The sequence below is a fragment of the Sphingomonas adhaesiva genome, assembly GCF_002374855.1.
GTDB classification, from domain to species: domain Bacteria; phylum Pseudomonadota; class Alphaproteobacteria; order Sphingomonadales; family Sphingomonadaceae; genus Sphingomonas; species Sphingomonas adhaesiva.
The window spans coordinates 132848-148463 of the sequence record NZ_NWVC01000004.1 but is presented as its reverse complement, the minus strand read 5'-3'; the positions used below and the strand labels follow the sequence as shown (position 1 = coordinate 148463).

At 68.3% G+C, this 15616-nt stretch carries 17 protein-coding genes; 6 read left to right on the top strand and 11 right to left on the bottom strand.

Features of this window, described 5'->3' with window-relative positions:
- Positions 1 to 15: 15 nt before the first annotated feature.
- Complete coding sequence (locus COA07_RS10370; RefSeq protein ID WP_245842111.1) at positions 16 to 564, top strand: hypothetical protein; 549 nt, start codon at positions 16 to 18, stop codon at positions 562 to 564.
- 784 nt (positions 565 to 1348) lie between these two features.
- Here COA07_RS10370 and COA07_RS10365 read toward each other — a convergent pair.
- Together COA07_RS10365 and COA07_RS10360 are read right to left on the bottom strand one after the other, a co-directional pair.
- Positions 1349 to 2473, bottom strand: coding sequence for a M14 family metallopeptidase (locus COA07_RS10365; protein ID WP_066711711.1), 1125 nt, complete (start codon positions 2471 to 2473; stop codon positions 1349 to 1351).
- The gene (locus tag COA07_RS10360) at positions 2470 to 3075 is read right to left on the bottom strand and encodes a DUF4136 domain-containing protein (protein ID WP_066711710.1); all 606 of its coding nucleotides are present in this window, start codon (positions 3073 to 3075) and stop codon (positions 2470 to 2472) included. Before COA07_RS10360 ends, COA07_RS10365 begins: the two co-directional genes overlap by 4 nt.
- Before the next feature lie 207 nt (positions 3076 to 3282).
- Between COA07_RS10360 and ykgO the strand changes: the two genes are divergently transcribed.
- The 4 genes from ykgO to COA07_RS10340 all read left to right on the top strand — a co-directional run bounded on the left by ykgO (position 3283) and on the right by COA07_RS10340 (position 5421).
- Positions 3283 to 3408 carry a type B 50S ribosomal protein L36 gene (ykgO, locus tag COA07_RS10355; RefSeq protein WP_003046794.1) on the top strand — a complete coding sequence of 42 codons (126 nt, stop codon included), beginning with the start codon at positions 3283 to 3285 and terminating at the stop codon, positions 3406 to 3408.
- 27 nt (positions 3409 to 3435) lie between these two features.
- The gene (locus tag COA07_RS10350; RefSeq protein ID WP_066711709.1) at positions 3436 to 4044 is read left to right on the top strand and encodes an HAD family hydrolase; all 609 of its coding nucleotides are present in this window, start codon (positions 3436 to 3438) and stop codon (positions 4042 to 4044) included.
- An 84-nt stretch (positions 4045 to 4128) separates the two neighbouring features.
- Entirely contained in the window at positions 4129 to 4986 is an 858-nt protein-coding gene (locus tag COA07_RS10345) for an aspartyl protease family protein (RefSeq protein ID WP_066711708.1), read from the top strand.
- 63 nt (positions 4987 to 5049) lie between these two features.
- Entirely contained in the window at positions 5050 to 5421 is a 372-nt protein-coding gene (locus COA07_RS10340) for a DUF4440 domain-containing protein (RefSeq protein WP_066711707.1), read from the top strand.
- 49 nt (positions 5422 to 5470) lie between these two features.
- Here COA07_RS10340 and COA07_RS10335 read toward each other — a convergent pair whose 3' ends face one another.
- Positions 5471 to 6526, bottom strand: coding sequence for a ribonucleotide-diphosphate reductase subunit beta (locus COA07_RS10335; RefSeq protein WP_066711706.1), 1056 nt, complete (start codon positions 6524 to 6526; stop codon positions 5471 to 5473).
- A gap of 48 nt (positions 6527 to 6574) precedes the next feature.
- Positions 6575 to 6790 carry a hypothetical protein gene (locus COA07_RS10330; RefSeq protein ID WP_066711705.1) on the bottom strand — a complete coding sequence of 72 codons (216 nt, stop codon included), beginning with the start codon at positions 6788 to 6790 and terminating at the stop codon, positions 6575 to 6577.
- 59 nt (positions 6791 to 6849) lie between these two features.
- On the opposite strand from COA07_RS10330, the gene COA07_RS10325 reads away from it, so the two are divergent.
- Positions 6850 to 7101, top strand: a complete 252-nt coding sequence (locus COA07_RS10325) for a DUF2171 domain-containing protein (RefSeq protein WP_066711712.1) — start codon at positions 6850 to 6852, stop codon at positions 7099 to 7101.
- Between the two features lie 77 nt (positions 7102 to 7178).
- On the opposite strand, the gene COA07_RS10320 is transcribed toward COA07_RS10325, so the two are convergent.
- The 7 genes from COA07_RS10320 to coxB form a co-directional block, all read right to left on the bottom strand.
- Complete coding sequence (locus COA07_RS10320; RefSeq protein ID WP_066711704.1) at positions 7179 to 7571, bottom strand: endonuclease domain-containing protein; 393 nt, start codon at positions 7569 to 7571, stop codon at positions 7179 to 7181.
- A gap of 82 nt (positions 7572 to 7653) precedes the next feature.
- Positions 7654 to 9549, bottom strand: a complete 1896-nt coding sequence (locus COA07_RS10315) for a ribonucleoside-diphosphate reductase subunit alpha (protein WP_066713356.1) — start codon at positions 9547 to 9549, stop codon at positions 7654 to 7656.
- Positions 9550 to 10045: 496 nt separating this feature from the next.
- On the bottom strand, positions 10046 to 11131 hold the full coding sequence (locus COA07_RS10310) for a c-type cytochrome (RefSeq protein ID WP_096640945.1): 1086 nt from the start codon (positions 11129 to 11131) through the stop codon (positions 10046 to 10048).
- On the bottom strand, positions 11128 to 11685 hold the full coding sequence (locus COA07_RS10305) for a cytochrome c oxidase assembly protein (RefSeq protein ID WP_245842110.1): 558 nt from the start codon (positions 11683 to 11685) through the stop codon (positions 11128 to 11130). Before COA07_RS10305 ends, COA07_RS10310 begins: the two co-directional genes overlap by 4 nt.
- Positions 11682 to 12089, bottom strand: coding sequence for a hypothetical protein (locus COA07_RS10300; RefSeq protein ID WP_245842109.1), 408 nt, complete (start codon positions 12087 to 12089; stop codon positions 11682 to 11684). Before COA07_RS10300 ends, COA07_RS10305 begins: the two co-directional genes overlap by 4 nt.
- Entirely contained in the window at positions 12086 to 14614 is a 2529-nt protein-coding gene (locus COA07_RS10295) for a cbb3-type cytochrome c oxidase subunit I (protein ID WP_066711516.1), read from the bottom strand. Before COA07_RS10295 ends, COA07_RS10300 begins: the two co-directional genes overlap by 4 nt.
- The gene (coxB, locus tag COA07_RS10290) at positions 14611 to 15567 is read right to left on the bottom strand and encodes a cytochrome c oxidase subunit II (RefSeq protein ID WP_066711515.1); all 957 of its coding nucleotides are present in this window, start codon (positions 15565 to 15567) and stop codon (positions 14611 to 14613) included. The genes COA07_RS10295 and coxB overlap by 4 nt, the downstream gene beginning before the upstream one ends.
- Between the last annotated feature and the right edge of the window lie 49 nt (positions 15568 to 15616).

Here is a 15616-nt window from a genome sequence, read left to right as displayed (position 1 = left end):
GGCATAGCGCGGGGGGTGACCCGCTTTCCGCCCCTCCGCCCGTTTCCGCCGCGCGGCGCCGTGGTTCTCGCCGCGCTGATCGCCGCGGGGTGCGTCCCGCGTACCGAGCCGACGCCCGCGCCGGCGCCGCGCCCGGTGCCGGTCCCCGTGCCGGCCCCCTCCCCCACCCTGGCCGCGGACTGGCAGGACTGGCCGTGGACGCCGGGCACCTGGACCTATGACCGCGACGCGCGCGGCAGCCGCGCGCTATACGGTGCGGCGGGCGCGGATGCGGCGGTGGTGGTGCGGTGCGACCGGGGTGCGCGCGCGCTGTACCTGTCGCGCGCCGGCAGCGCGCCGGGCGCCTTCACGATCCGCACCACCAGCATGACGCGCACGCTGGCGGTGCAGCCGACCGGCGGCGCGCTGCCCTATGTCGCGGTGCGGCTGGCGGCCAACGACCGGCTGCTGGATGCGATGATCTTTTCGCGCGGGCGGTTCACGATCGAACAGCCGGGGACCGCGCCGACGGTGCTGCCGCCCTGGGCGGAGCTGGCGCGCGTGGTGGAGGATTGCCGCGGCTGACGCCCCGCCGGCAAGGCGCGCGAGAATCGTCGAAACGCGCGCACAATACAAGACTTGCATGCACGCCCCGGACCCCTCACATTGGCGATGCGGTCGTCAGATCGCGCTCGTTATCAACCAGCGAAAGGAGGTGATCCGATGTCTCATGGTTCAGCAATGGGGTCGGTTCAGTTCGTTCGGGGGACGCGCTTCTGACAGGTCGATCGTCGTGGGGGTATCCTCCCCGATAACGCGGCGATCGGAATGTCGGAGGCCTGCATGGTCTCCCGGGCTGGAGCTCTCCGGCCGCTGACCATGTTTAGGGGTTGTCGGGCGCCTGTCACCGGGCGTTCGGCAACCTCTTCTCATATCTGCTGGCGGCGGATCGCGGGTCGATCTGACGTCAATCGCCACTGTCGCCCCGATCGCGCGACACCTCGGCTACACCGCTCCCGTCATGCCGGACCTGTTCCGACATCCATCGTGCCGCATACCGGCCGGCATGTGATGTGTAGGGGCGGTGGCCGCCGGACGAGGAACTCCCGAACGATCCGAGAGGGCAAAGCTGCACGCTTTGCAACGGCCTCGTGAAGCCGTTCCACGGTCGCCTGATCGACTGTCACCGCTGACGGGGTCATCCGTCGTATCGGCATGAGGCCCCGCACCGGCCGGCCGCCCGATCAGCGGCGTGGACGTGCGCGGCCCGATGCATGCCGGAACACGTCCGGCATGACGGGGGAATATCCGAAACGTTCTCGCTGAGGGGAGAACGCCGCCTCGCCCGACACTACCGCCGACGACCGCCCTACAGGTCGCCGATCATCCCGGTCAACACTTCCAGGCACGACACGCCCAGCGTCGCCGACCGCTCGCCGCTCCAGCCATAGGTCGCATCCGCGTTGGGATCGTGATCCTTGAACGGCATTTCCAGCGTCACCGATACCGCGCCGAACCGCTCGGCCAGCTGGTTGGTCGACATCGACAGATTGGCCTTGCCGGGCGCGGCCTTGTCATAGCCCTTTTCGGTCTGGAAATCGGCGGTGTGCGCCGCCAGCCGCCGGCCGAAATCGGTGAACAGCGCGCCCTGCCGCTCGGTCCAGGACGGGATGCCTTCGAACCCGGCGATGAAATTCGCCGCGATCGCCTCGTCGCCATGGACGTCGATCGCGAAGTCGACGCCGGTGCGGTCCATCTCCGCCAGCACGCACAGCACCTCGGGCGACCGCTCCGCGCTGGGCGCGTGCCATTCGCGGTTCAGGTTCACCCCCGCCGCATTGGTGCGCAGGTGCCCGCGGCGGGTGCCGTCGGGGTTCATGTTGGGCACGACATGGACCGTCGCCGCCGCCAGCAACGGCGCCGCCGCATCGCTGGTCAGCCAGTCGAGCGCGCCGTCCATCCACCATTCGGCCATCGATTCGCCGGGATGCTGGCGCGCATACAGCCACACCTGCTTCGCGCCGGTGCCGATGCGCAGGTAATCGATCGCCTGCCCGTCCAGCGTCTGCCCCAGTTCGCGGTGCGTCACGCCGGGGCGCGCGGCGATGCGCGCGACCAGCCGGGCATGCTGCTCCATCGTATAGGGCGCGAAATAGGCGAACCACGCCAAGTCGCCGCCGCCCGCCGGCCAGTCGAATTCCAGCACGCCGTCGGCGTAGCGCGTGTCGATCATCGGCCAGTGCGCCAGATCGGTCGACGCGCGCGTACGATAGCCGGGCCAGCCGAACGGATAGGCGCTCTGCCCCGCATTCAGGATGCGGAACGTCGTCGCCTTCCCCGCCAGCCCCGCGGCGCGGAAGTAGAACCACTGGTAGAAGTCCGACTGGTGATCGCGCGCAATCTCCAGATCGCAGCGGCGCGTGTCGCCCGAATCGTCGATCGCGACGACGCGGATGTTCCCGCCGTCGAACGCGGCATTGATGGACAGGGTCATTTCACCTCGATCGTGCGGCCCGATTCGCCGGGGAAGTCCTTGAACAGCGCCGATGCCAGGCGCGCGGCGACCGATGCGACATCGGCATCGGGGGCGCTGGTGTCGGTCAGCGACTGCGCCTGCCCTTCCCAGATGGCATCGCCGCCCTGGCGGATGCGCACCGCCAGTTCGGTGACGATCGCGCCGCGACCGGCCCCGCTGCCGCCGACCGGGAAGCTAACCCCGCCGCCGACGCCGCCGCCGCTGCGCCACCCGCCGCCGCCGACACCCCCGCCCAGCCCGATCGTGATCGGCGAGCGTCGCGGCGGCAGCGCGCGGTCGGTGCGCGTGAAGCCGACGGTGACGATGAACTGCGCCGTGGTGCCGGGCGCCGGATTGGTGAAGCCCAGCTTCAGCAGCTCGGCCTGAACCGCGGCGGCATAGGTCTTGTACTCGAGGCTGGCCGACGACGCGCCGGGCAGCGGTTCGACCGACACGGTCCCGCGCTGCGTCACCGCATCATAGTGGAAGCGCGTAGCCTCCACCGGGAACCGTTGCGGCCCGGTGGCGCAGGCGGACAGCGCCAGCGCGGCGGTCAGGGGGAACAGGACGGCACGACGCATGGACTACCCCGTAACAATGCAGTCGGCGCCGCCACCGGGCACCGCCGCGATGGCGATCGTTTCGACATAGCAACGCACGGGTTCGCCACAAGGTCCACGCACGCCGAACGGTCGCCGATCGCGCCGGGCGGCCGCGACGCGCGGTTGACTTTCCGGGCGCTGCTCTCTACGCGCCGCGCTTCACGATTTACCTGAAGAAGCCATCCCATGAAGATCCGCAACAGCCTCAAGTCGCTCAAGGACCGTCATCGCGACAACCGCGTGATCCGTCGCCGCGGCCGCACCTATGTCATCAACAAGACCAACCGCCGGTTCAAGGCGCGCCAGGGCTGATCCGCCCGCGCGGTGACTGACGGCACGATGCCGACGTCGGTGATTTTCGACGTCGGGCACGTCCTGTACGACTGGAATCCTCGGATTCTCTACGAGCGCCTGTTCGACGACGAACAGGCGCTTGACGTGTTTCTGGACACGGTCGCGACGAAGGACTGGCATTTCCAGCACGATGCCGGCCGCCCGTTCGCCGAAACGTCGGCGGAGCTGAGCGCGCGGCACCCCGAACATGCCGCGATGATCGCGCTGTGGGGGCCGCGCTTTTCCGAACAGATCCCCGGGCCGATGCCGGGCATGGTCGCGCTGGTCGACGAACTGGACGCGGGCGGCGTGCCGCTATTCGCGATCACCAACTTTTCCGGCGAGTTCTTCGCACCGTTCCGCGCGCGGGAGGCGGCGATGTTCGACCGGTTCCGCGACATCGTGGTGTCGGGCGACGAGAAACTGGTGAAGCCGGACGCCGCGATCTTCCGCCTGGCGCTGGACCGATTTGGGCTGCGCGCGGATCAGGCGTTCTTCATCGACGACAATGCCGCCAATGTCGCGGGGGCCAGCGCGCTGGGGATCCGGTCGCATCTGTTCCGCGATGCCGCGACGCTGCGATCCGAACTGGTCGGGCTTGGCCTGATTCGCTGACCCCGCGCGGCCTTGGACCGGCCGTACGTTTACAAATGTTTTCGTTCGTGGCACACCGGCCCTCTCACCATGAGGAGGCCGCCCGTGATCCGTTTCGCCTTTCTATTCGGCGTTCTGCTCACGGCCCCTGCCATCGCCCAGGGGGCACCCGCCGCCGCCGTCCCCGCCAAAGCGCCGCCACGCATCATCCCGCTCTACCAGTCGGAAGGCCGCGTGATCGCGCTGATGCGGATCGGCGCTGGCGAGCCGGTGCCGATGGTGTTCGATACCGGATCGGACGGCAACACGATCGACCCGGTGCTGGTCCGCCGCCACCGCCTGCGCCGGTCGGGCACCGCGATCGAGGTGGACGGCACGTCGGGCCGGACGCGGCGGCTGCCGATGGTGCGCATCCCCGGCGTGCGGCTGGGAGGCCTGGCGGTGGGCACGATCGAGGCGGCGGTATCGCCGTTCGATCCCGACGACGCGGTCGGGATCATATCGTCGGAAATCTTCACCGACAGCCTGGTCGCGGTCGATCTGGCGCGGTCGCAGGTGCGGCTGACCCCGCGCACCACCGCCACCCCGCCCGCCGGCCCCGCCACCTCCTATGTCGGCGGGATCGCCACGATCGCGCTGGTGCTGCCCGGCGGATCGTCGATCCCGGCGCATGTCGATACCGGCTATGACGCCGCGCTCAGCCTGCCGGTCGCGATGATGCGCACCGTGCCGCTGTACGAACCCGCGAAGGTCGTCGGCAGCTACACCTCTATTAGCAACAGCGGCGAGGTGTGGGGCGGGCGCATCCGTGGCACGATCCGCATCGGGCCGCTGACGCTGCACGATCCGGAGGTCAGCTTCCTGGGGGACATCGCCAATATCGGCCTGCCGTTGATCCGGCAGGTGACGCTGGTGCTCGATCCCGCAGGCAAGCGCAGCTGGGTGTTGCCCGCGCGCCCCTGACCGCGCCCGCCGGAACCGAGCGCACGGTCGATCGCTGTCGCCCGACACCGATGGAGAGACGGCATGGACGACGACCGCATCTGGGCCTTCGAGGAAAGCCTGTGGACCGCCGACGCGGCGCATTACCAGGAGGCGATCGACCCGGAATGCCTGATGGTGCTGCCCACCCCGCCGTTCGTCCTGACGGGTGAGCATGCCACCGACGCGGTCAGCGCGACCCCGCGCTGGGACCGGGTCGCCTTCGCCGACCGGCGTGTCGCCCGTCCGCAGGAAGGATTGATCGTCGTCGCCTATACCGCCACCGCCGCCCGCGCGGACGGCGATGATTACATCGCGCACTGTACCTCGACCTATCGCCGCGTCACGCACAAGGACTGGCGCGTGGTCCAGCACCAGCAGACGCCGCCGCTGGTGGCGGGAGCGAACGCGGCCTGACCGGCGCGGGTGACGGGCGCCGCATCGGCCCCCGTCGCCCGCCGCGGCGTCACTCCGCGGCGACGCCCGCGCGGCTGAACATGTCGCCGATCTCGGCCGGATCCTCGTCCGCGGCGCGCGCGCCCTTGGCCTTCTGGCGCTTGTCGAACGCGTCCCACACGTCGTTCCACTGCCCCTTCGTCGCGGCCTTCGAATATTCGGTGGCGCGCGTCTCGAAGAAATTGGCGTGCTCGACGCCGTTGAGCAGCGGGGTCAGCCACGGGATGGGATGTTCGTCGATCATGTAGATCGGCTTCAGCCCCAATTGCCCCAGACGCCAGTCGGCGATGTAGCGGATATACTTCTTGATATCCTTGGCGGTCATGCCGTTGACCGGCCCCATCTCGAACGCCAGGTCGATGAAGGCGTCCTCCAGCCGGATCGTCGTCTGGCACTGGTCGGCGATATCGTCCTTCACCGCCTTGGTCAGGCAGTTGCGCTCCTTCACGAAGGCGTGGAACAGCCGGATGATCCCCTCGCAATGCAGGCTTTCGTCGCGGACCGACCAGGACACGATCTGCCCCATGCCCTTCATCTTGTTGAAGCGCGGGAAGTTCATCAGCATCGCGAACGACGCGAACAGCTGCACGCCCTCGGTAAAGCCGCCGAACATCGCCAGCGTGCGCGCGATATCCTCATCGGTATCGACGCCAAAGTTCTGGAGATAGTCGTGCTTGTCCTTCAGCTCGGCATATTCCAGGAACGCGCCATATTCGCTTTCCGGCATGCCGATGGTGTCGAGCAGGTGCGAATAGGCCGCGATATGCACGGTCTCCATGTTGCTGAACGCGGTCAGCATCATCTTGACCTCGGTCGGCTTGAACACGCGGCCGTATTTTTCGTGGTAGCAATCCTGCACCTCGACGTCCGCCTGGGTGAAGAAGCGGAAGATCTGCGTCAGCAGGTTGCGTTCGTGGTCGGTCAGCTTCTGCGCCCAGTCGCGGCAATCCTCGCCCAGCGGCACTTCTTCGGGCAGCCAGTGCAGCTGCTGCTGGCGCTTCCAATATTCGTATGCCCAAGGGTATTCGAACGGCTTGTACTGCTTGGATGCTTGAAGGAGGGACATCGAACTACTCCGGGGTAAATCTTGAAGAAACGGGGAATGCGGGGCGGCTCAGGGGGCGGCGCTCCACTGCCACATGGCGGCGGCGCTCATCGCCAGCGTGCTGCCACCCGCCACCGCCATGATGCCGACCATGCGATAGACATAGACGCGCGCCGGCCCCTGCGGGTGGCGCAATTGCAGCAGCAGCCATGCGCCGACCAGCACCAACACCGCGGCGACCGCGAACATGATGGCGCTTTCCAGCGGCAGCGTGTCGAGCGTCATGCCACCAACTCCGCGCCTATGCGTTGCGCCAGCGGATCAACCCCCGAAGGAGAATGACGATGGCCGATGCCAGCCAGATCAAGGAACATGCCAAGGTCGTCGGTGCCGACGGCGTGCATGTCGGAACGGTCGATCACGTCGACGGCGACCGCATCAAACTGACGAAGAACGACAGCCCGCAGACGCAGGACGGCCAGGGCGCCAAGCATCACTACATCCCGCTCGGCCTGGTGGCCGAGGTGGAGGGCGACACGGTGCGCCTGTCCGCGACCGCGCAGAACGCGCAGGACATGTTCGAAGAAGCGGAATGAGTGACCTACCCCTCTCCCCTTGTGGGAGAGGGAGGGGCCCGCTGCCGCAGGCAGTGGGAGGGTGAGGGGGCCGTCCGTCATGGGCGGCCCCCTTTTTTATGCGCGATCCGCGCCGCGATCGCTGCGAGGACGCCGTCCAGATTCGCCATCACGTCTGCATTGCCGAAACGGATCACGTCGTAACCTTCATCGTGGAGGAAGCTGGTTCGAACCGCGTCCCCTTGCTGCTTGGCCGCATGGTCGTCTCCATCCACCTCGACGACCAGACGTGCCGCATGTGAACAGAAATCGACATGATACGGACCGAACGGAACCTGCCGGCGAAACTGGGCCTGTGGCAGCACGGAACGCAGCGCGCGCCACAAAAGCCGCTCGGGTTCTCCAGCGCCGCGCCGCAACGCCCGTGATCGCACGACGGCATCCGGCGGCAAAAGCTGGCGTTTCGTCAGGCCTTCCGCATTCCCCCTCACCCTCCCACCCGGCTGCGCCGGGCGGGCCCCTCCCTCTCCCACAAGGGGAGAGGGGATCAACGGGCGAGGATGCCCCGCCACCTCACTGACACGCCAGGCATTCGTCGTAATCGGTGCTTTCGCCGAATTCGTACTTCGGCTTTTCGATCGTATTGTCGTTTTCCACCCCGCCCGCGAAGCCGGCGCGCTGCACCGACTTGGAGCGCAGGTAGTAGAGCGACTTGATGCCCAGTTCCCAGGCGCGGAAATGGAGCATCAGCAGGTCCCATTTCTCGACGTCGGCGGGGATGAACAGGTTGAGCGACTGCGCCTGGTCGATAAACGGCGCACGGTCGCCGGCCAGTTCCAGAAGCCAGCGCTGGTCGATCTCGAACGAGGTCTTGTAGCAATCCTTTTCTTCCTGGCTGAGGAAGTCGAGGTGCTGGACCGACCCGCCATGTTCCAGGATCGAATTCCACACCGCGTCGGAATTCTTCGACTTTTCGGACAGCAGCTTTTCCAGATACGGGTTCTTGACCGCGAAGCTGCCCGACAGCGTCTTGTGGGTGTAGATGTTCGCCGGGATCGGCTCGATGCACGCGCTGGTCCCGCCGCAGATGATGCTGATCGACGCGGTGGGCGCAATCGCCATCTTGCACGAGAACCGCTCCATCACGCCGACGTCGGCGGCGTCGGGGCACGGCCCGCGCTCCGCCGCGAGCGTCATCGACGCCTGGTTCACCTGCGCATTGATGTGCTTGAACATCCGCAGGTTCCAGCTCTTGGCCATCGCGCCTTCGAACGGCAGCCCGCGCGCCTGGAGGAAGGAGTGGAAGCCCATCACCCCCAGCCCGACCGACCGTTCGCGCGCGGCGGAATAGGCGGCACGCTCCATCCCCGGTTCGTGGCGGTCGATATAGTCCTGCAGGACGTTGTCGAGGAAGCGCATCACGTCCTCGACGAAGCCCTTCTCGTCCTTCCACTCGTCCCAGGTTTCCAGGTTGAGCGACGACAGGCAGCACACTGCGGTGCGATCGTTGCCGAGGTGATCCTTGCCCGTCGGCAGCGTGATCTCGCTGCACAGGTTCGACGTCGATACCTTCAGCCCCAGCTCGCGATGGTGCCTGGGCATCGAATTGTTCACATGGTCGGCGAAGACGATGTACGGCTCGCCGGTCGCCAGCCGGGTCTCGACCAGCTTCTGGAACAGCGCGCGCGCGTCCACCTTGCCGCGCACGGTCTGGTCCTTGGGGCTCTTCAGCTCCCATTCGGCGCCGTCGCGCACCGCTTCCATGAAGGCGTCGGGGATCAGCACGCCGTGGTGCAGGTTCAGCGCCTTGCGGTTGAAATCGCCCGACGGCTTGCGGATCTCCAGGAACTCCTCGATCTCGGGGTGCGAGATGTCGAGGTAGCAGGCCGCCGAGCCGCGGCGCAGCGATCCTTGCGAAATCGCGAGCGTCAGGCTGTCCATCACGCGCACGAACGGGATGATCCCGCTGGTCTTGCCGTTGAGGCCGACCGGCTCGCCGATGCCGCGCACATTGCCCCAATAGGTGCCGATGCCGCCGCCGCGCGAGGCGAGCCAGACATTCTCGTTCCAGGTGTCGACGATGCCGTTGAGGCTGTCGGGCACCGAATTGAGATAGCAGCTGATCGGCAGCCCGCGCCCGGTGCCGCCGTTGGACAGCACCGGCGTCGCCGGCATGAACCACAGCCGCGAGATATAGTCGTAGATGCGCTGCGCGTGCGCGGCATCGTCGGCATAGGCGCTGGCCACGCGGACGAACAGGTCCTGGAAGCTTTCGCCCGGCAGGAGGTAGCGGTCCTTCAGCGTTTCCTTGCCGAAATCGGTCAGCAGCGCGTCGCGCCCGTGATCGACCTCGACCGGATAGGGCTTGGCCAGCACGCCTTTGGTCGCCTCTGCGGCGGCGGCGCCCGTGGTCGCCGCCTCGATCGTGTCGGTGGTCATCGCCTCGCCGTCCGTCCCTTTGAAATCCATGCTCGCACCGCTCCCGCGTTCCCGTACCGTTCCGGCGAATCGATGCCGATGCACCGACTCTAACAGGGCAAACCGTTGAGAACAAACCGTGATCGCCCGTCGTCCCCGGCGGCGGTCGCGGCGTCCGATCCCATATGGGGTCGTCGCCGCCGTTCTACCATAACTTGGGTTCGCCCCCGAACCTGACCTCTACAGATTGTGGCAGATCGCCGGGGCAGGCAAGTCGGTAAAAACGGCCGTTACCGGACCTTACGCTGGCCGGCGCGGCGGGGCGGACTCTGCGACGCACGGACTTCCGCGGGGTTCGCCGATTGCAAGAGAACGTCGCGCGAACAAAAATATTTTCATGCAGCGGCCAGCCGGCGCTGCGATGCGGTCGGCCGCTGGTAGACAGGACCACGCGGCATACATGTGGGTCCAGCGAAGGCCGGCGCCTCACGCGGCGCCGGCGCCGCGCGATCATCGGGAGATCCCGGCCTTCGCCGGGATGACGAGCCTATCGGCCGCGCGGCGCCTCGACCCCGGCGAAGTACCGCGCCAGCGGCTCGACCATATCGTCGGGGATACGTCGGGCAATCACCGCCATCGCGTCCTGCGGCTGGCGCGCGTCGATCGTCGCATCGTCGTGCCGCCACTGCCGCAACCGCTGCGCCAGATAGGAGGCGCGCTGCCCGGCAAGCACCGGCTGCGCCTTGCCCGGCGCGTGACAGCCGGCGCAGGCGGGCAGCTGGCGTTCGGGCAGGCCGCGCATCACGATCGTGCGTACCCGCGCGTCGCCACCGGCGGGGGCGGCAGTGCCCAGCCCGGGCAGCGCCGCGAAATGCCGCGCCAGCGCGCGGCGTTCCTGCGCGGTCAGCGTCGCGGCGGCATTGGCCATCACCGCGCTGGCGCGCGTACCACTGGCGTAATCGCGAAGCGCCTGTTCCAGGTAGCGCGGGTTCTGCCCGCCCAGCACCGGTATGTCGCGCTGCCCGCGCCCGCGCCCGTCCGCGCCGTGGCACGCAACACAGCCGGCCAGGACATTGTCGCCCAGCGCGGGCGCCCCCGTGGTGCCCGCGCCCGTCGCCATCCCGGTCAGCGCGCGATACTGCGCGGGCGACAGCGTCGGCAGGCGGCGGACGAAGGCGACCATCCGCCGGATCTCGTCATCGCGCCCGGCCGCGCCCCATGCCGGCATCCCGGTGAACTTCACCCCGTGGCGCAGGATGTAGAACAGTTGCGCGTCGGTCCATTTGTTCTTCAGCGCCGGATCGGTCAGGTCGGGCGCGGGCGGCGTCGCTTTCTGCATCACCGGCGAGGGCCGCTGCCCCGGCGCGCCGTGGCAGGTGGCGCAGGCGGCGGCGAAATGCCCCGCCGCGCTGACCAGCTGGCCGTCGGTGGCGATGACATCCTCCGGCGAATCGAAAAAGGCGTGCGTCTTCACCGAATTGCGCATCGTCCAGTGCAGGAACCAGTCTGTGATCGCCCAATGCCCCGACGAGGCGGCGATGTTCATCACCCCCGACCAGGCGAACAGCAGCCCCGCCACCGCCAGCCCGGCCAGCACCGCCACGATGCGCTTCCACGTCAGCCGGATCGTCATGCCGCCCTGCGCTCCTTCAGGATCGTGCCGAGCAGCCACAGCCCGCCCAGGCAGTAACTCGCGCCGCCGACCACCAGCATCACCACCCCGCCCAGCGCCTGGTCCGCCAGCGCGTCCAGCCCCGGCGCGGGGTGCATCGCCATCATCATGTACAGCGGACGGCCCGCCAGCCCGATCAGCACGCCCAGCAGCGTCATGTGCATCGACGTGACCAGCAATGCCGCCACCCCCGCCGCCGGCTGCGCCAGCGCCGATCGCCACAGCGCGATGCCCACGCCCAGGAACAGCGCCTGTTCCACCAGTGCGACCGCCAGATGCGCATCCGCCAGCGCACGCAGCGCGGGCGCGTGCCACGACCAGACGATCGCGAATTCCGCCATCGCCCACGCCAGCGGCGCGCCCGCCGCCCCGCCATGCGACGGCCGGCCGAGCGCGATCAGCGGCGCGGCGACCGCGACCGCGGCCATGTGCGCCATCATATGCCCGGTCATCCCCAGCCCGGCCATCGCCAGCACCGCCGACAGCGCGGCGACGATCCAGCCCGCCGCGCTCACCGGCAGTCCGTCAGCATCAGCGCGGGCGCGGCGGTGAACACCACCGCGACGAAGCTCAGCCCCGCCAGCAGCAGCGTCGATTTGGCGATGAAGCGCAGCCGGTCGATATCGGTACCCTCGTCATGCGGGGGCGGATCGCCGGGGGTGCGCGACTGGACCCAGGCGATCGCCCCGGCCGCGACGATGATCGCCAGCGCCACGCCGGTGCCGATGACGAAGGCGGTGGTGAAGCGCGGGAACTGCCCAAGCTTCGCGCAGCTGACCGACACCCACAAATAGCAGAACAGGAAATGCACCGCCCACACGGTCGGGGGGACGATCAGCGTCCACAAGGTGACGCGCAGCGCCAGGATGCGTGCGCGCAGGCCGCCGGGGCGATCGCCGTGGGGGCTTTCGTTCTTCACGATCCCGCCCCCGGGAACAGCCCGATCGTGGCGTAGGTGACGATCGCGGTCAGTGCCATGAAATGATGGTAGACGGTGATGTTGCGCACGTCCGCGTCGTACCGCGGGGTCATCCGCCCCGCGATGCTGCGCGCCAGCGTGTACAGCTGCATGATCGCGCCGACGCCATTGTGCGCGACGGTCCACAGCACCAGCGTCCACACGATCGCGGGATAGACGTGGAGCGAGGGTTCCAGCCCCGTCGTCATCGGCCCCGCCAGCCCCGCACCGATCGCGGCCAGCGAGGCGAGCGCGCCGACGCCAAGCAATCCGCGCGCCGCGCCCTCGGCCCCACGCGCATTCAGTTCGCGCGCGGCGACCGTCATCGCCCAGGACGCCAGCGTGATCGCCAGCGCCGCCATCGGCCAGAACGCGCCCGGCCCGTCCATCCCCGGCCCGCTCGGCGGGAAATCGTCATGACGGGTCCAGAAGAAATAATAGCCGAAGACCAGCCCGGAGAAGGCGGTGGCGTCCGCCATCATCGTGATGAACATCGCCCACCAGCCCGCCGACGATCCGCCCGAGCAGTAGAGCGGCACCTTCAGCCCGTGGCCGATCGACTTCTCCTCATTCTCCGGGATCTCCGCGGTGCCGGTCCACAGCCACCACAGTACCATCGACAGCGTCGCCACCGCGCCCGCCAACGCCCACCAATAGAGATGATAGGTCGTCAGGATGAACACGCTGCCCAGCGCCGCCGCGGTCGCCATCGGCTTGGCGCTGGGGGTGCCCAGCCGGATCACCTGCACCGGGCGCGCGTCCAGCACGCTGGTGATGATCGTCTCGCGCCGGCCCTCGGGCGCGTCGGGCAGGAAGAAGCGGCCTTCGTCGACGTTGCGCACGAAATTCTTCTGGTCCCAGATCGGATAGCGGCTGGTGATGAGGGGCACGGAACGGATGCCCCAATCCTCGTCATCCGGGTGCGCCAGCCATTCCAGCGTGCCGGCGTTCCACGGGTTGCGCGGCGACTTCTGCCGCCACGGACTACGCGCCAGGTCGACGCACACCAGCAGCACGCCGATCGCGAACACGTACGACCCGATCGTGGACGCCATGTTCAGCCCGCCCACCCCCAGCTCCGCCGGATAGGTGAACACGCGCCGCGGCATCCCCATCAGCCCCGAAAAGTGCATCGGGAAGAACGTCAGGTTCGCGCCGACGAACTGGAACCAGAAGGCGGTGCGCCCGATCCGGTCGGACAGCTTCTTTCCGGTGATGAGCGGCCAGTAATAATACAGCCCGCCCATCAGCGGAATCAGCGTGCCGCCGATCAGCACGTAATGCAGGTGCGCGACGATGAAATAGGTGTCGTGCGCCTGCCAGTCGAACGGCGCGATCGCCACCATCACCCCGGTCAGCCCGCCGATGACGAAGATCGCGATCGACCCGAAGGCGTAGAGCAGCGGCGTCGACCAGGTGACCCGCCCGGCCCACATCGTCGCGATGAACACGAAGATCTGGATGCCGGTGGGGATCGCCACCGCCTCGGACGCGGCGGAGAAGAACGCCAGGCTGATCTTGGGCAGCCCGGTGGTGAACATGTGGTGGACCCACAGCCCGAACGACAGGAACGCCGTCCCCACCGCCGCCAGCACGATCCACGGATAGCCCAGCAGGTGGCGCTGCGCGAACGTCGGCACCATCATCGCGAACAGCGCGATCGAGGGGAGGAAGACGATATAGACTTCCGGGTGGCCGAAGATCCAGAACAGGTGCTGCCACAGGATCGCGTCGCCGCCCTTCGCCGCATCGAAGAACGGCCAGCCGAGCAGCCGCTCCATCTCGAACAGCAGGTCGCCCGCGATCAGCGGCGGGAAGGCGAACAGGATCATCACCGCCACGACCAGGATGTACCAGGCGTACAGCGGCATCAGGTTCAGCCGCATCCCCGGCGGCCGCGTCTTGAGCACGCCGACGATCAGTTCCACCGCCGCGGCGACCGACGACACCTCGATGAAGCTGAGGCCGAGCATCCAGATGTCGGCACCCAGCCCCGACAGGTCGGTGCGCGTCGTGAACGGCGGGTACATGAACCACCCGCCGTCGGGCGCGGCATTGAAGAAGATCGACCCGGCGACGAACACGCCGCCGATCAGGAAGCTCCAGTAACCGAACGCCGACAGCCGCGGGAACGGCAGGTCGCGCGCGCCCAGCAGCTGCGGCAGCAGGATCACCGCCACCGCCTCGAACATCGGCACCGCGAACAGGAACATCATCATCGAGCCGTGCAGCGTGAACAGCTGGTTGAACGTCGATGCGGACACCAGGTCGTTGCCCGGCGCGGCCAGCTGCGTGCGCATGATGAGCGCCAGCACGCCCGCGAACAGCATGAAGGTGAACGCAGTCAGCGTGTACCATACGCCGACGCGGTTGTTATTGACGTCGGTCCAGCGCCCGAACCAGCCGGTCGGCGGCGCCCAGACGGTGCGCAGCCGCTGTTCCTGATCGGCGCGCAGCTGCGGATCGTCCTGTGCGTGAAGGCTCATGTCAGCGATTCCAGCCAGCGCGCGATCGCGGTCGCGTCGTCGTTCGTCATGTGCGGATAGGCGGGCATCCGCGCGCCCGGCTTCACCGCCGGGGCATCCTTCACGAAGCGGCGCAGATGCTCCGTGTCCATCGGCAGGATGCCCGCGCCCAGCGTCGTGCGGGCGCCGATATGCGTCAGGTCGGGGCCGATCGTGCCCGCCGCCGCCGTGCCGCGCACCGCATGGCACGCCGCGCAGCCATAAGCGGCGAAGGCGCGCGCGCCCGGATCGGTGGCGGCACCGTCACGCGCCGGGCCGCGCCGCTCCGCCAGCCAGCGGTCGAACGCCGCCGGCTCCATCGCGATCACGTCGAACGCCATCAGCGCATGGCTCAACCCGCAGAATTCGGCGCATTGCCCGCGGAAACGCCCCGCGCGGGTCGCGCGTACCACCAGCGTGTTGGTGCGCCCGGGCACCATGTCCATCTTGCCCGCCAGCCCCGGCACCCAGAAACTGTGCAGGACGTCGCCCGCCTCCAGCTCCAGCGCGACGGTGCGCCCGACGGGGACGCGCAGTTCGTTGGCGGTCACCAGTTCAGCCGCGCCGGGCGGGCGGTAGCGGATGCGCCACCAGAATTGCTCGCTCTCCACCGTCACGCGCAGGTCGCCGGGCGCAACCGCGATCGGGCGCATCTGCGGCAGCGTCGACACCAGCAGCGACAGCAGCACCACCGTCGGCACGACGCCGCCAGCCCACAGCACCAGCCGCATCCCCTGCCGATGGGTGATCGCGTTGCGGCGCGCGCGCAGGGCCATGAGGATCAGCGTCGCCACCGCGACGAAGATCACCACCGCCCCCGCGGTCATCCACCACGTCAGCCCGGCCAGCGTCTCCGCCTCCGCGCCGAATGTCGAGAAGATCGATTGCCGCCCCGAACCCACGCCGCGCGGTACCCCCTGTCCGTCCCCGTTCATCAGGCAGAAAGGAACCGGCACCGCTTTGTTCCGCGTCCGACCCCGTTGG

What these genes read in the sequence shown, in the direction of transcription:
- COA07_RS10365 (WP_066711711.1), bottom strand. Translation starts at nt 2,473, where the DNA reads ATGACCCTGTCCATCAATGCCGCGTTCGACGGCGGGAACATCCGCGTC.
- COA07_RS10360 (WP_066711710.1), bottom strand. Translation starts at nt 3,075, where the DNA reads ATGCGTCGTGCCGTCCTGTTCCCCCTGACCGCCGCGCTGGCGCTGTCC.
- ykgO (WP_003046794.1), top strand. Translation starts at nt 3,283, where the DNA reads ATGAAGATCCGCAACAGCCTCAAGTCGCTCAAGGACCGTCATCGCGAC.
- COA07_RS10350 (WP_066711709.1), top strand. Translation starts at nt 3,436, where the DNA reads ATGCCGACGTCGGTGATTTTCGACGTCGGGCACGTCCTGTACGACTGG.
- COA07_RS10340 (WP_066711707.1), top strand. Translation starts at nt 5,050, where the DNA reads ATGGACGACGACCGCATCTGGGCCTTCGAGGAAAGCCTGTGGACCGCC.
- COA07_RS10335 (WP_066711706.1), bottom strand. Translation starts at nt 6,526, where the DNA reads ATGTCCCTCCTTCAAGCATCCAAGCAGTACAAGCCGTTCGAATACCCT.
- COA07_RS10330 (WP_066711705.1), bottom strand. Translation starts at nt 6,790, where the DNA reads ATGACGCTCGACACGCTGCCGCTGGAAAGCGCCATCATGTTCGCGGTC.
- COA07_RS10325 (WP_066711712.1), top strand. Translation starts at nt 6,850, where the DNA reads ATGGCCGATGCCAGCCAGATCAAGGAACATGCCAAGGTCGTCGGTGCC.
- COA07_RS10315 (WP_066713356.1), bottom strand. Translation starts at nt 9,549, where the DNA reads ATGGATTTCAAAGGGACGGACGGCGAGGCGATGACCACCGACACGATC.
- COA07_RS10310 (WP_096640945.1), bottom strand. Translation starts at nt 11,131, where the DNA reads ATGACGATCCGGCTGACGTGGAAGCGCATCGTGGCGGTGCTGGCCGGG.
- COA07_RS10295 (WP_066711516.1), bottom strand. Translation starts at nt 14,614, where the DNA reads ATGAGCCTTCACGCACAGGACGATCCGCAGCTGCGCGCCGATCAGGAA.
- coxB (WP_066711515.1), bottom strand. Translation starts at nt 15,567, where the DNA reads ATGAACGGGGACGGACAGGGGGTACCGCGCGGCGTGGGTTCGGGGCGG.